The sequence below is a fragment of the Massilia luteola genome, from assembly GCF_034420155.1.
Taxonomy (GTDB): Bacteria; Pseudomonadota; Gammaproteobacteria; order Burkholderiales; family Burkholderiaceae_D; genus Telluria; species Telluria luteola.
Map to the genome: position 1 here is coordinate 94,583 of NZ_JAXOFN010000003.1, position 14,176 is coordinate 108,758.

A 14,176-nucleotide genomic window follows, 5' to 3' on the forward strand; every position below is an offset into this window, starting at 1 on the left:
GGCGCCGTCATGGACATCTGGGTCGACGCCGACGCCTGCCCCGCCGTCATCAAGGACATCCTGTACCGGGTGGCCGACCGCCTGCGGATCGACGTCACGCTGGTCGCCAACCAGCTGATGCGCGTGCCGGGCTCGCGCTTCATCCGCGCGCTGCAGGTCCCGGCCGGCGCGGATGCGGCCGACGCCGAAATCGTCGCGCGCGTGCAGGCCGGCGACATCGTCGTGACCGGCGACATTCCGCTGGCCGCCCTCGTGCTGGAAAAAGGCGGTTTGCCGCTCAACCCGCGCGGCGAGTGGTACACGAAGGACACCATCGCCCAGCAGCTCACGATGCGCTCATTCATGGAAGAGCTGCGCGGCAGCGGCGTCGATACGGGCGGCCCGGCCGCGTTCAGCCAGGCCGACCGGCAGCGGTTCGCGAATGCGCTGGACCGCGAGCTGGCCCGTACTCAGGCCCGGCGCGACCGGCCGTAAGCCACCCGTCTGGCCACGCGCAGGGTGACGACCGTCCCCGCCGCGCCGCTCTCGATGCGGAGCACGCCCTTGACGACGCGGGCCCGCTCGCGCATGCCGGTCAATCCCCAGTGGCCGTCGCGCCCTCCCCTGGCCAGCACCGCCGCCTCGATGCCGCGGCCGTCGTCGCCGACACGCAGCACGAACGCCGCCGCCGTGTAGTGCAGTTCGACCCCGACCCGGGTACCCTGGCCGTGGTGCAGCGCATTGCGCAGCGCTTCATGCGCGATATGGAACGCCTCGTCCGCAACGATGGGCACGAGGCTCGCGCCGTCCGGATTCACGACGGTGAGTTCGATCGATTGCGGGAAGCGCAGCCGGAACGACTCGATCATGGCCGCCACGCGCGCTTCCAGTGCGGCGCTCGCGTCGCTGCCGGGGCGCAGGCCGACGATCTGGTGGCGGCCCTCCGTCATGACCTCGTTCGCCTGCGCCAGCGTCAGGTCCAGCAGTTGCCTGTCCTGGTGCTGCGCGGGCAGGTCGTCCATGATCTGCTCGAACCGCCAGACCAGGGCCTGGAGGCTTTGCAGGAAGGTGTCGTGCAGCGTACGCGCGATGCGCTGGCGCTCGCGCAACAGCAGGTGCAGGCGCGCCGTCACCTCGCGCAGGCGCCAGCGGTAGAACAGCACGGCCGCGCCGGCCGCCGCCAGCGCGCACAGTACCGGGAACCACCAGGTCTGCGTGAAATAGGGGCGGATCTCGACGCCGATCCGGGCCGTCTGCCCGCTCCATTCGCCGCCCTGGAGCGCGGCCTGGAGGGCGAATGTGTACCTGCCCGGCCCGAGGTTCGCGTACGACGCGTAACGCCGGTCCGAGGGGCCCTGCCAGTCCCGTTCGACGCCGTCGAGACGATAGCGGAACACGGTCCGCTCCGGCACCGTGTAGCTGAGCGCCGTGAATTCCACGTCGATGTGATCCGTCCCCGGCGCGAGACGGATCGTCTCGGTGGGATCGAAACGCCGGCCGTTGGCGATCACGGCGCGGATGACCGGTGGCGGCGGCGTCGTCGCGGGGTGGTCGTGCCCCGGATCGTACAGGGCGATGCCGGTGCTGGCCGCGAACCACATGCGGCCGTCCGGCGCGCCGGCGGCGGTCGCGACGATGCCGATCTGGGCGCCGTCCGGGAAGCCGTCGAGCCGGTCGAGCAATTCGTAGCGCAGCGGCGCGGCGGGCGTCCGCAGCGCCGCCTGCCAATCCTGGGCCCGCACGTGCAGGACGCCCCGGTGCGTGTTGAACCAGCGGTCGCCATCCGGCGCGATCACGAGCCCGTTGATGCCGCCGAGGACATCCGGGTCGGCGGCGCGGACATGGCGAAAGCGCCCGCCGGACAACACCTGCAGCCCGCCGTCCCCGGCCGCGAGCACGTCGCGCTGCACGTCGATGAACGTCGCCACGCGCACGTCCACGCCATCGCGCGCATCGTACTTGCGCGCCCCGGCCGGTCCGAGCCGGACGATCGTGTTGTTGGCATACGCCAGCCAGACGTTGCCCCGCCCGTCGGCCGCGTCGCCCGCCCTGGCCACCGGTGTGCCGTAATCCGCCGGCTTGCTCCAGGCGCCGGCGGCATAGCGCCACAGCCCATGCCGGGTCCACCCGACCCAGAACGCATCGTGTCCTTCCTGGAGCAGGCGCCGGACCGGATCCGTCGGCGCCGGCCCCGGCACCGGATACGGGATCGTGCGTTCGCGCCCGCGCTCGCGCACGACCAGGCCCGCGGGCGTCGCCAGCACGACCGTGCCGTCGATGCCGGACCGCTGCAGCGTGGCGTCCGCGTGCCGCGGCGCAGCCTGCAGGTTCATGCCCTCGATCGCGTAATAACGGGTCGCGACGCCGCCCGCGACGGCCATGACGGTGCCGCCGGCATCGCGCGCGAGCGACGTGCGAAACGACGGACCGCGATAAGGAATCGTGCGCAGACGATTGTGCCGGAAGCGTTCGAGGCCGTTCATCGTCGCCATCCAGATGTTGCCGTCGCGGTCCTCCAGCAACCCGATGACTTTCCGGTCGGCGCGGCGCGGACCGGTGCAATCCCGTGCGGTCAGCAGCGCCGCCGTGGAAAAGGCGGCGGCTGCCGGCAGGCGGGCGCGCGGCAGCATGCACACGTCGTTGTCGTCCGTCGCCAGCCAGAGATTGCCGTCGCGGTCGAACAGCCGGCGGATCGTCATGGCCGGCGGCGTGTTCACCTTGTATGTGGGCCTGGCGCCGCCCGGGTCGACGGCGGCCGGCGTCATCCGGTCGTCCGTGCCGATCCACAGCGCGCCGGCCGGATCGTAGACGAAGTCGGCGCCCATTTCCACGCTGCGCAGCCCCGTCGGACGGAAGGTGCGGCTGGCGCGGTCCAGCACATGCACCCGGGCGCCGTCGCTGACGAACAGCCGGCCGTAGCGGTCGAGCGCCAGGTTGTCGGTCCGGGTGCCCGGATAATGCCATGCCGCGCCGACGCGTTCCCAGGTGCGCCCGTCCAGATGCATCAATCCGTCGATGGCGCCGATCCAGTACGTCCCGTCGACGTCGGCCAGCACGGTGAACGTATTCGCGAAAGGCTGTTCCTTCACGGACGTCATGTGCGCCAGGTGCCCGCTACGCAGGATGCTGAAGCCGCCGGTCAGGTAGGCGATCAACAGGTCGCCGTTGGGCGCCGCGGCGAGCGTGGAGATCGCGCTGTAGGTCAGCGACTCGCCCGGCAACGGCACGAAGCGTTCGAACTGGACGCCGTCGAAACGATACAGGCCACGGTACGTGCCGAGCCACAGCCAGCCGTCGCTGGTCTGCGCGATCGACAGGACGGTCGACGGGGCGCCTTCCTTCGGGCCCCAGACGTCGTGATGGTAGTCGCCGATGCGGAAATGGCCATCGAGCGCACGCGCGCCCGGGACCACGGCCGCATACGATAGGAGGAGTGCCGCAACGATGCGCAGCTGTCGATAGATACTCAATGGTTCGTCGTTCCGCACAGTGGCATGCCGATGGATGGGTTTCGACAGGCAGCGCGGATTCTAGCAGCTCGGCCGGCGTTCGGTATCGACGCGGCCCTGCCGGGTATGCCGGTTTCGCCGCCGGACCGGCCCAGAAACGACAAGACCGCACGGCCCCGCCGCTTTAACCTTGCGTTCGACGCTTCCGACGGCAGACACGCACATGAAGAAAATCGCGATCATCGATTCCCATACCGGCGGCGAGCCCACCCGGCTCATCGTCGACGGCGGCCCCGATCTGGGGCACGGTCCCTTGTCCGCGCGGCTCGCGCGCATGCGCGCCGACCACGACCACATCCGCACCGGCACCGTGTGCGAACCGCGCGGTTCCGACGTGCTCGTGGGCGCGCTGTTGTGCGAGCCGCATGCGCCCGGGTGCGCCGGAGGCGTCATCTTTTTCAATAACGTCGGCTACCTGGGCATGTGCGGGCACGGCACGATCGGCCTGGTCGTGTCGCTGGCCCACCTGGGGCGCATCGCGGCCGGCCACCACCGCATCGACACGCCCGTCGGCGTCGTGACGGCCGAACTCCACGCGGACGGTTCGGTCAGCATCGACAACGTCCCGTCGTATCGCACGCGGCGCGGCGTGGACATCGACGTCGGCGGCTACGGCACGGTGCGGGGCGACGTCGCCTGGGGCGGCAACTGGTTCTTTCTCGTCGAGCGCCACGCCTTCGACGTCGCCCCGGCCAATATCCCGGCACTGACGGCGTTCGCGCAAGCCGTGATGGCGGCGCTGGGCGAACAAGGCATCACCGGGACGGACGGCGCGCCCATCGACCACGTCGAATTGTTCGCGCCCTCCGATACCGCGGACAGCAGGAATTTCGTGCTATGCCCCGGCAAGGCCTACGACCGCTCGCCCTGCGGCACCGGCACCAGCGCGAAACTGGCCTGCCTGGCCGCCGACGGCAAACTGGCGGAAGGCGCCGTCTGGCGCCAGGAAAGCATCATCGGCAGCGTGTTCGAAGGCAGCTACCGGCGCGACGGCGAGCGCATCGTGCCGACCATCCGCGGCACGGCATGGATCAGCGGCGAGGCGACGCTGCTGTTCGACGACGGCGATCCGTTCGCATCGGGCATCCCGGCCGCGGGATAGCCTCATGCGCTGTTTTTCATGTGCATGCCGTATGCGGTCGGGCTCATGCCGACATACGATTTGAACTGGCGGCTGAACGCGCTGTGGTCCGTGTAGCCGCATTCGTACGCGATGTCCGCGATCTTCGCGGCAGGGTTGCGCTCGATGAGCGCGCGCGCGGCGGACAGCCTGCATTGCACGAGCAGCTGGCGCGGCGAATGCTGGAAGACCTTCTGGAACAGCCGCTCCACCCGCGACAACGACAGGCCCGCCTCTTCCGCCAGCGCCGCGAGCGAGATGTTGTGCTGATAGTGTTCGCTGATGTGCTGCGCGATGCGGGCGATCTGCCGGTAGGCGGGATGCAGGTCGTCGAGCAGGCCGAGGTCCTGCGACGTGCCGATCAGGCCGACGACCTCGCCGGCCTTGCCGAACAGCGGCACCTTCTTGGTGATGCACCAGCCGCGGCTGCGCCCCGGGTAGATGTGCAGTTCGAGCTGCTTGTCGATCGGCGCGCCCTGGTCGATGACTTTCCGGTCCTGCGCCAGGTAGGTCTCGGCGAGCGCGCGCGGGAACAGTTCCAGCGCGGTTTTCCCGAGCACGTCCTTCTTGTGCCGAACTCCGCAGCGCCGCACCATCGTGCGGTTGATGCTGAGATAGCGCCCGTCCCGGTCCTTCACGAAAAACGCGACGTCGTCCAGCGCATCGAACATCGCTTCGACGGCTTCCATGCCGATGGTGTCGATCATGTTTCCCTCCATGGCGACAATATAGGCCCAACGCCCCGCCATGGCAAACGGCCCCCGAATGCTGTGCCGATTTCGGCGCGCCCGGCGCGCGGTTCACGCAAGACCCCGCCGCCATGCCGGCCTAGCATGGATGCTTTCAATCGCCCCACGCAAAGGAGACAGACAATATGTGGACAGGTGTTCTTCCGGCCGTCACCACCAAGTTCAAGGACGACGACTCGCTGGATCATGACGAGATGCTGCGCTGCTTCCAGATCCAGATGGATGCCGGCGTGGACGGGCTCATCGCCTGCGGTTCGCTGGGCGAAGGGCCGATGCTGTCGCAGGACGAGCGCATCGAGGTCTTCAGGCTGTGCAAGCAGGTGAGCGGCGCCAAGCCGGCGCTGCTGACGGTGGCCGAAGCGTCGACCCGCGACGCGTGCGCGCTGGCGAAGAAGGCCGCCAGGGCGGGGGCGGACGGCCTGATGGTCGTGCCCAGCACGATCTACCACACCGACCCGCGCGAGACGGTGGCGGCGCTGAAGGCCGTCGCCGCGGCCGGCGACCTGCCGGTCATGGTCTATTCGAACCGCCTCGCCTACCGCGTCGACGTGACGGTCGAGATCATGGAAGCGCTGGCGGACGACCCGCGCTTCGTCGCGGTCAAGGAATCGTCGGACGACATCCGCCGCAGCACCGACATCATCAACCGCTTCGGCGACCGCTTCGACCTGTTGACAGGGGTGGACAATCTCGCGTTCGAAGCGCTCGCCGTCGGCGCGGTCGGCTGGGTGGCCGGCGTCGGACTCGCGTTCCCGCACGAGACGGTGGCGATCTGGCGCCTCGTCCGGGCGCAGCGCTACGACGAGGCCCTGCGCATCTATCGCTGGTTCCGGCCGCTGCTGGACCTGGACGTCTCGACCTTCCTCGTCCAGAACATCAAGCTCGCCGAGCACCTCGCCATCGGTTCGAACGAGCGCGTACGCGCGCCCCGCCTGCCGCTCGCGGGCGCGCGCCGCGCGCAGGTGGAGCAGACGATCCGCGCCGCCCTGGCCTGCCGTCCCGCGCTCCCCGCCTTCGCGTGAAACGGCCGGACGTCATCGTCGTCGGTGCCGGCATCGTCGGCGCCGCCTGCGCGCTGGAGCTGCAGGCGCGCAGGCGCGACGTGCTGCTCGTCGATGCGCGCCATCCCGGCGCCGGCGTGACGGCGGCCGGCATGGGCCATCTCGTTGCCCTCGACGAGAGCGCCGATGAACTCGACCTGTGCCTGCTGTCGCTGGCGCGCTGGGACGAGTACCTGGCCACGCACGCGGGCCCGGCGGAATACGTCCGCTGCGGCACGCTGTGGGTGGCCGAGGACGACGCGCAGATGGCGCATGCGCTCACCCGCGCGGAACGCCTGGGCCGGCGCGGCTGGGATGCGGAAGCGCTGTCGGGCAGCCGGCTCGCCCGGACCGAGCCCGCGCTGCGCGCCGGCCTCGCCGGCGGCGTGCGGGTGGCGCGGGACGGCGTCGTGTACCCGCCCGCGGTCGCGCGCGACCTGGCCGCGCAGCTGGTCGCCCGCGGCGGACGGACGCTGTTCGGCGCGGCGGTGGCCGGCATCGGCCGCGGCGCCGTCACGCTGTCGTCCGGCCGGCGCATCGACGCGGGCGACGTCGTCGTCGCGGCCGGAACCGACGTCGCGCGCCTGCTGCCCGACATGCCCGTCTTTCCACGCAAGGGCCACCTCGCCATCACGGCCCGCTATCCGCGCACGCTGTCGCACCAGGTGGTCAGCATGGGATACGGCCAGACCGCGGCCGGCGGCGACGCCCTCGCCGTCGCCGCGAACGTCCAGCCGCGCATCACGGGCCAATGGCTGATCGGGTCGTGCCGCCAGGACGGCATCGCCGACACCGACGTCGATCCGCGCGTGCTCGCCCACGTGCTGCGCGCGGCCATCGCGCTGCTGCCCGGCCTCGCGGACATGACGATCATCCGCAGCTGGACCGGCCTGCGTCCGGCGACGCGCGACGGCCGCCCGCTCATCGGGCCGCATCCGGCGCTGGAACACGTCTGGCTCGCCGCCGGCCACGAAGGGCTGGGCGTGACGACGGCGTTCGGCACGGCGCGCCTCCTGGCCGACCTGATGCTGGCATGCCCTGTTTCCATCGATGCCAGCCCCTATTCACCCGCGAGATTCGTCCATGAACCAGCCCGACATGATGTGTGAAGTGACGGTCGACGGCGTCGCGGTCGCCGTGCCCGCGGGCGCATCCGTCGTCGCGGCCATCGTCGCCGCCGGATCGCTGTGCACGCGGCGCGCCGTCACGGGCGGGCGCCGTTTCGCGTTCTGCGGCATCGGCCAGTGCCAGGAATGCCGCGTGACGATCGACGGCAACGCCGGCCGGCTGGCCTGCCGCACGGCCTGCCGGCCTGGCATGGCCATCGTGACGGGAGGCGCCTGGTGAAGACCGGCAAGGTATTGCACATCGTCGGGAGCGGCCCGGCGGGACTGGCCGCGGCGCAGGCGGCGCTCGACGCCGGTGCGAAGGTGTGCCTGATCGACGATAATCACGCGCCGGGCGGCCAGATCTGGCGCGGCGGCCCGGCACGCTGGACCGACGCCCGCGCGCTGGACTTCTGGAAGACGCTGCACGGCCACCCGGACTTCACGCACATGCAGGACGCCCAGGTCATCGGCTGCGTCGACGCCAACACGCTGTTGCTGGAGATGGAGGGACGCGGGGTGCCCGTCGGCTTCGAGCGCCTCGTGCTCTGCGCCGGCGCGCGCGAACTGGCGCTGCCGTTTCCGGGATGGACGCTCCCCGGCGTCACGGGCGCGGGCGGGCTGCAGGCCCTCATCAAGGGCGGCATGCCGGTCGCCGGACGCCGCGTCGTCGTCGCCGGCTCCGGGCCGCTGCTGCTCGCGACGGCGCTGACGGCCGCCAGGGCCGGGGCGCAGGTGGCGGCCGTCGTCGAGCACCAGCCGTTGGCGCGCCTGGCGGCGTTCGGCCTCAAGCTGCTGTCGCGGCACAGGAAAAAGTTCGTGCAGGCCGCGTCGCTGTTCGCGGCCCTGCGCGGCGTGCCTTATGTAACGGGTGCGCAGATCGTCGCGGCGCGGGGCGGCGACACGCTCCGCAGCGTCGCCGTCCGGGCCGGGAGCCGGCAAACGGAATACGCCTGCGATTTCCTGGCCGCGGGCTTCGGCCTCGTCCCGAACACGGACCTCGCCCGCGCGCTGCGCTGCGACATCGCCGACGGCGCCGTGCGGGTCGACGGCCTGCTGAGGACGAGCCGCGCGGACGTCTGGGCGGCGGGCGAATGCACCGGGATCGGCGGTGTGGACAAGGCGGTGGCCGAAGGACGGATCGCGGCGCTCGACGCGCTGTGCCTGCGCCCGTCCGCACGGGACATGCCGGGATTGCGCACCGCGCGCGCGTTCGCCGCGCTGCTGGCGCGCACGTTCGCGCCGGACGCTGCGCTGCGCGCGATGTGCCAACGGGATACCATCGTGTGCCGCTGCGAAGACGTCCCCGCGGCCAGCCTGCTGCCGCACCGCGACTGGCGCGAAGCGAAACTGGCGACCCGCGTCGGCATGGGGCCCTGCCAGGGCAAGACGTGCGGTCCGGCGTGCGAATTCCTGTACGGATGGCCGCGGCACGACGTCCGGATACCGATCATGCCCGCCTCGGCGCGGGCGTTGTCGCAAATTGAATGAATCGAGGAGTACCATGACTATCGGTGGAACGGACAAGCAGGCCGCGCTCGACGCGCTGGGGAACATGACGTTAGGCGCGGCGCCGATCACGCTGGAGGAATACCGGTCGCGCATCGCCCGCGCCCAGGCGTTCATGCAGGCGCAGGGCATCGCCGCGACGTATCTCAACGCCGGCAGCAACCTGACGTATTTCACGGGCACGCGATGGAGCCCGAGCGAACGCATGGTGGGCGCGGTCCTGCCGGCGCGGGGCGACCTGGTGTACATCGCCCCCGCGTTCGAGGAACACACGATCCGCAACTTCATGATCGTCGGCGGCGAAATCGCCTGCTGGGACGAGCACGAGAATCCAGCCGTCCTGCTGCGCGCCGTGCTGGAGCGGCCCGGCGTGGCGGCGGGCGGCGCCACGGTGGCCGTCGACGAGAGCACCCCGCTGTTCCTGTTCGACGCGATCCGCGCCGCGACGTCCGGCTACGCCGTACGGAGCGCGCATCCGGTCACGTCCCACTGCCGCATGCGCAAGTCGGACGCGGAGATCGCGCTGATTCAACGGGCGATGGACATGACGATGGCCGTGCACGTCGCGGCGGCGTCGATCCTGCACGAAGGGATCACGACGGCGGAAGTGGAAGAATTCATCCACCTCGCGCACCGCAAGGTCGGGGCGAGCGGTTCGTATTTCTGCATCGTGCTGTTCGGCGAGGCGACGTCGTATCCGCATGGCGTCAACTACGTCCAGGCGCTCGAGCGCGGCGACACGGTGCTGATCGACACGGGCTGCAAGGTCCACAACTATATCTCCGACATCACCCGCACCTATGTGTTCGGCGCACCGTCCGAGCGCCAGCGCTTCGTGTGGCACGCGGAACAGGCGGCGCAGCGCGCGGCGTTCGAGGCCGCACGAGTGGGCGTCCCCTGCGAAGACGTCGACAAGGCCGCGCGCCGCTCGCTGGAGGCGAACGGGTTCGGGCCCGGCTACAAGCTGCCCGGCCTGCCGCACCGGACCGGCCACGGCATCGGCCTCGACATCCATGAAGGCCCATACCTGGTCGGCGGCGAACGACGGCCGCTCGAACCGGGCATGTGTTTTTCGAACGAGCCGATGATCGTGGTGCCGGGCGAATTCGGGATCCGGCTGGAAGACCATTTCTACATGACGGCGTCCGGGCCGACATGGTTCACGGAGCCGGCCGCGAGCCTGGAGGATCCGTTCGGGGCGGGATGACCTTGCGCAGGAACGCATCCGTCGCCTCCACCGTGGGCCCCAGCCACGGATCGAACAGCCAGAAGCTGTGCGGCGTATCCGGCACGAGCACGATGTCGGTCGCGATGCCCAGCGCCTTCAGCTTCGCGACCACGTCGTCCCGCCCCAGGCTGAAACGCCGCTGCGCGCTGCCGATGAACAGGATCGGCGGCATGCCCGGCCCCACGTGGAACAGCGGCGACGCGTCGCGCCACAGCGCCGCCTTTTCCGCATAACGCCCGCCGAACCACGCCCCCGCCGATGACGGCTGCTTGGCCGGATCGTCCTCGTATTTGCGCGCTTCGGCCGACGTGAAATCGGACAGGCCGTCGATGTTGACGATCGCCTGCACGGCGCTCGACACACCGCCCGCGCGCGCGTCCGGATCGAAGCGCGGCTCGGCGTTCGTCACGCCCGTCAGCGCCGCGATCTGGCCGCCGGCCGATGCGCCGGCGACGGCGATGCGGGCCGGGTCGATGCCGTAGTCGGCCGCATGCGCGCGCACCCAGCGGACGGCCGCCTTGACGTCGTGGATGGCGGCCGGATACCTGGCGTCCGACGCCAGCCGGTAGTCGATGGTGGCGGCCGCATAACCGCGTGCGGCCATGCGGATCGCCATCGGCGCGAAATTGGCGCGCACGCCCGCGCGCCAGCCGCCGCCGTGCACGAACACGATGGCGGGCCGCAATGCCGCGCCACCGGCCGCGGGCAGGTAGAGATCGAGCTTGAGGTCATGTGGCCGGGTGTCGCCGTCGCGGCGCGCGTAGGTGACGTCCGTGACGGCGCGCACGGATGCGGGCACGGCGGCGCTCGCGATGCGGATGAACGGATATCTCGGGGCCAGCTTCGCGTACGTCGTCGCGGCCGTGTAACTCCCGGGCGCCGGCGCGGGCGCATTTACCGGCTGCTGCGCGCACGCCGCGAGCAGCAACGCCACGCCTGCCGCCACCCACGCCCTCCTGCGTTCCGATCCAGCCATGCCGTCTCCGCCTCCTCCCGAGTCGACCCAGTATGCCACGGAACAACACGTCGCGGCTAGTCCGCCTTGCCAAAGTGGTCAGACCAACCTAGAATGGTCCGACCAGATTAAGAACGGCCCGGCCGCATGGCGCGAGGACCGTCCATCCGATAAAAACGACTGGAGACTACGTTGCAACCGCCAACCAGATTGCTTGCCATCCTGGCCGCCTTCGCATGCCTCGCCGCACCCGCCCACGCGGACGGCCCCATTCGCAACCCCGACAACAAGAACCGCAACGACGCCGGCGAGGGCACGTATCCCGTGCCCTACAAGAAGCCCGTCGTGGCCGAGATCGCGGCGGCGCTGCAGCGCGTCCGCGGCTACCTCGACAGCCAGACGCCGACCCGCGTCGTGCACAAGGGCAGCGGCGCCCCCATCACCGACTTCGGCACGCCCGTGGCCGACGCGGTCGTCGCGACGACGGACGCCAATTTCAGCCTGCAGGCCTATGAGATGGGCGTCGTGCACGCCGGCCTGCTCAAGGCGGCCGCCGTCACCGGCGACAAGAGCTACACCGCCCTCACCGCCCGCCACCTGCAGTTCTTCGCCGACAAACTCCCGTATTTCCGCGCCCAGGAACAGCGCTTCCACCTCGAACGCGCCAACAGCTTCGCGCGTTTCATCGACCCGCGCTCGCTCGACGATGCCGGCTCGATGTGCGCCGCGATGATGCGCGCGCGCCGTGCCGGCGTCGGGCCCGACCTCGGGGCCCAGATCCGCGTGTGCGGCGACTGGGTCGCGAAACGCCAGTTCCGCCTGCCCGACGGCACACTCGCGCGCCAGCGCCCGCAGGCCGTGTCGCTGTGGGCCGACGATATGTACATGGGGATCCCGGCCCTGGCGGAACTCGGCCGCATGACGGGCGAGCGCGCCTACTTCGACGACGCCGTCAAGAACGTGCTGCAGATGTCGGGCTACCTGTTCGATCCGCAGACGAACCTGTACACGCACGGCTGGAACGCGAACAACCCGGACGCGCCGCGCTTCTACTGGGGCCGCGCGAACGGCTGGGCGGTGCTGGCGATGTCCGACCTGCTCGACGTGCTGCCGCACGACCATCCCGGCTATCCGCAGGTGATGGCGCAGTTGAAGAAATCGTTGCGCGGCATCGCCGAACGCCAGTCCGGCGCGGGCCTGTGGCACCAGATGATCGACCGCGACGATTCTTACCTCGAGACGTCGGCCAGCGCCATCTTCGTGTATGTGATCGCGCACGCCGTCAACGAAGGCTGGATCAGCCCCGCGACCTGGGGATCGATCGCGCAGGCCGGCTGGAACGCCCTGTCCGCGCGCATCGACCCGCAGGGCCGTGTCGAGGGCACGTGCGTGGGCACGACGTTCGCGAGCGACCAGGTCTATTACTACCACCGCCCCACCAGCACGGCCGCGCTGCACGGCTACGGCCCCACGCTGCTGGCCGGCGCCGAGATGATCCGCCTGCTGAACAATCCGGCGATCGACATCCAGTACCGTGTCCGCACCTATCACTACGTGCCGAAGGACGGCGGGCAGACCAGCTACCGCGAACATCCCTGACCCGCTCTCATGGAAGATCGAACCATGCACACCCGATTCCTGCTCTGCGCGGCCGCCGTGCTGCTCCCCGCCTGCGCCGGCGCAGTCGAGCGCCTCACGGTCACCGTGACCCACGACCTCGACGCGGCGCGCCCGTCGGAGACGATCGAGATCCCGTGGAAGGACGTCAATGCCGCGCTGCCCGGCGCGCTGATCCAGCACATCGTCGTGAAGGACGCGGCCGGCCGCGTGCTGCCCTACCAGGTGACGAACGTCGCGCCGCAAGCCAAGGATCCGAAGGGCATCGGCGTGGCGTACGGCGAACTGCTGTTCCAGCACGACTTCGCGCCCGGCGAAAAAAGCGCGACGTTCGTCGTCGAAAAGAACGCCGCGCTCTCGCCGCCGTTCGCGTCGAAGGCATTCGCGCGCTACGTGCCGGAACGCCTCGACGACTTCGCGTGGGAGAACGACGTCATCGGCCACCGCACCTACGGACCGGCCCTCGCCGCGCCGGCGCCGCCCGGCAGCGGCAAGGAAGTGCTGGAGACGAGCGGCCTCGATATCTGGTTCAAGCGCGTGGATTATCCGGTCGTCGACCGCTGGTACAACAAGGGCCACGACCACTACCACCACGACGAGGGCGAAGGCATGGACATGTACAACGTCGGCCGCTCGCGCGGGGCCGGCGGCACCGGCGTGTGGGATGGCGCGCGCCTCGCCACGAGCCGCAATTACGCGAGCTGGAAGGTGCTGGCCAACGGCCCGGTCCGCGCCGTGTTCGAACTGGCGTACGACGCCTGGGACGCCGCCGGCACCAGGGTCACCGAAGTGAAACGCTTCACCGTCGATGCCGGCCACCAGCTGGACCGGATCGACAGCACGTTCACGTTTGCGGGACCGTCCGCGTTGACGGTGGCCGTGGGCCTGAACAAGACCCCGGCGGACAAGAAGCAGGCCGCGCGCGTCGCCCTCGTGCGCGACGACGCCGACCACGCGCTGCTGCAATGGGTCGAGCAGGCGACGAACGGCGCGTTCGGCACGGCCGTCGTGCTGCCCGCATCGACCGGCTATGCGGAAGACGCCATGAACGACCTCGTGCTGGCCCGCGTGGAATCGGGCAAGCCGCTGCGCTACTGGGTCGGCGCCGCCTGGGACCGCGCCGGCCGGATCACGTCGAAGGCGGCCTGGCAGGCCTACGTGGCGGCCGAGGCCCGGCGCATCGCGCATCCCGTGCACGTCGCGCTCGACGCCGGCCCGAACTGACCCGAACGAACGCCGGCGCCCCGGGCGTGTTGATTTTCCAACACATTAATGCGTAAATTTGGTCTGACCACGTTGATATTGTGGTCAGACCACTTTAGAATGATCCCACCAAAGAGCCGCACGCAGGTACGTGCGGATTC

General features: G+C 70.2%; 12 protein-coding genes. 9 read left to right on the forward strand and 3 right to left on the reverse strand.

All coding sequences use genetic code 11. The annotated features are described in order from the left end of the window. Positions 1-9: 9 nt before the first annotated feature. Positions 10-474 carry a YaiI/YqxD family protein gene (locus tag U9J41_RS05860; RefSeq protein ID WP_322400819.1) on the forward strand — a complete coding sequence of 155 codons (465 nt, stop codon included), beginning with the start codon at positions 10-12 and terminating at the stop codon, positions 472-474. Here U9J41_RS05860 and U9J41_RS05865 read toward each other — a convergent pair. Then, positions 450-3,449 carry a sensor histidine kinase gene (locus tag U9J41_RS05865; protein ID WP_322400821.1) on the reverse strand — a complete coding sequence of 1,000 codons (3,000 nt, stop codon included), beginning with the start codon at positions 3,447-3,449 and terminating at the stop codon, positions 450-452. The two genes, U9J41_RS05860 and U9J41_RS05865, sit on opposite strands and share 25 nt — an antisense overlap. Before the next feature lie 202 nt (positions 3,450-3,651). Here U9J41_RS05865 and U9J41_RS05870 point away from each other — a divergent pair, with 202 nt between their 5' ends. Further along, positions 3,652-4,590 carry a 4-hydroxyproline epimerase gene (locus tag U9J41_RS05870; protein WP_322400823.1) on the forward strand — a complete coding sequence of 313 codons (939 nt, stop codon included), beginning with the start codon at positions 3,652-3,654 and terminating at the stop codon, positions 4,588-4,590. Positions 4,591-4,592: 2 nt separating this feature from the next. Here the strand turns inward: U9J41_RS05870 and U9J41_RS05875 are convergent, their stop codons facing one another. Beyond that, positions 4,593-5,315, reverse strand: coding sequence for an AraC family transcriptional regulator (locus U9J41_RS05875; protein WP_322400826.1), 723 nt, complete (start codon positions 5,313-5,315; stop codon positions 4,593-4,595). 167 nt (positions 5,316-5,482) lie between these two features. Between U9J41_RS05875 and U9J41_RS05880 the strand changes: the two genes are divergently transcribed. From U9J41_RS05880 to U9J41_RS05900, 5 genes are read left to right on the forward strand one after another with little or no spacing between them, the layout of a single operon-like run. Then, positions 5,483-6,379, forward strand: a complete 897-nt coding sequence (locus U9J41_RS05880) for a dihydrodipicolinate synthase family protein (protein WP_322400829.1) — start codon at positions 5,483-5,485, stop codon at positions 6,377-6,379. Then, on the forward strand, positions 6,376-7,506 hold the full coding sequence (locus U9J41_RS05885; protein ID WP_322400830.1) for an NAD(P)/FAD-dependent oxidoreductase: 1,131 nt from the start codon (positions 6,376-6,378) through the stop codon (positions 7,504-7,506). Before U9J41_RS05880 ends, U9J41_RS05885 begins: the two co-directional genes overlap by 4 nt. Then, a complete protein-coding gene (locus tag U9J41_RS05890; RefSeq protein ID WP_322400832.1) occupies positions 7,481-7,744 on the forward strand; it encodes a 2Fe-2S iron-sulfur cluster-binding protein in 264 nt (87 codons plus the stop codon). Before U9J41_RS05885 ends, U9J41_RS05890 begins: the two co-directional genes overlap by 26 nt. Next, positions 7,741-8,994, forward strand: a complete 1,254-nt coding sequence (locus U9J41_RS05895) for an FAD/NAD(P)-binding oxidoreductase (RefSeq protein ID WP_322400833.1) — start codon at positions 7,741-7,743, stop codon at positions 8,992-8,994. The genes U9J41_RS05890 and U9J41_RS05895 overlap by 4 nt, the downstream gene beginning before the upstream one ends. Positions 8,995-9,007: 13 nt before the next feature. Next, complete coding sequence (locus tag U9J41_RS05900) at positions 9,008-10,219, forward strand: M24 family metallopeptidase (protein ID WP_322400834.1); 1,212 nt, start codon at positions 9,008-9,010, stop codon at positions 10,217-10,219. Here the strand turns inward: U9J41_RS05900 and U9J41_RS05905 are convergent. Then, positions 10,173-11,216 carry an alpha/beta hydrolase gene (locus U9J41_RS05905; RefSeq protein ID WP_322400836.1) on the reverse strand — a complete coding sequence of 348 codons (1,044 nt, stop codon included), beginning with the start codon at positions 11,214-11,216 and terminating at the stop codon, positions 10,173-10,175. The two genes, U9J41_RS05900 and U9J41_RS05905, sit on opposite strands and share 47 nt — an antisense overlap. A gap of 171 nt (positions 11,217-11,387) precedes the next feature. Between U9J41_RS05905 and U9J41_RS05910 the strand changes: the two genes are divergently transcribed. Together U9J41_RS05910 and U9J41_RS05915 are read left to right on the forward strand one after the other, a co-directional pair. Then, positions 11,388-12,794 (forward strand): glycoside hydrolase family 88/105 protein, encoded by a 1,407-nt coding sequence (locus U9J41_RS05910; RefSeq protein ID WP_322400837.1) that lies wholly within the window; start codon positions 11,388-11,390, stop codon positions 12,792-12,794. A 24-nt stretch (positions 12,795-12,818) separates the two neighbouring features. Beyond that, positions 12,819-14,036 (forward strand): DUF4861 family protein, encoded by a 1,218-nt coding sequence (locus U9J41_RS05915; RefSeq protein ID WP_322400839.1) that lies wholly within the window; start codon positions 12,819-12,821, stop codon positions 14,034-14,036. The last annotated feature ends 140 nt before the right edge of the window (positions 14,037-14,176 follow it).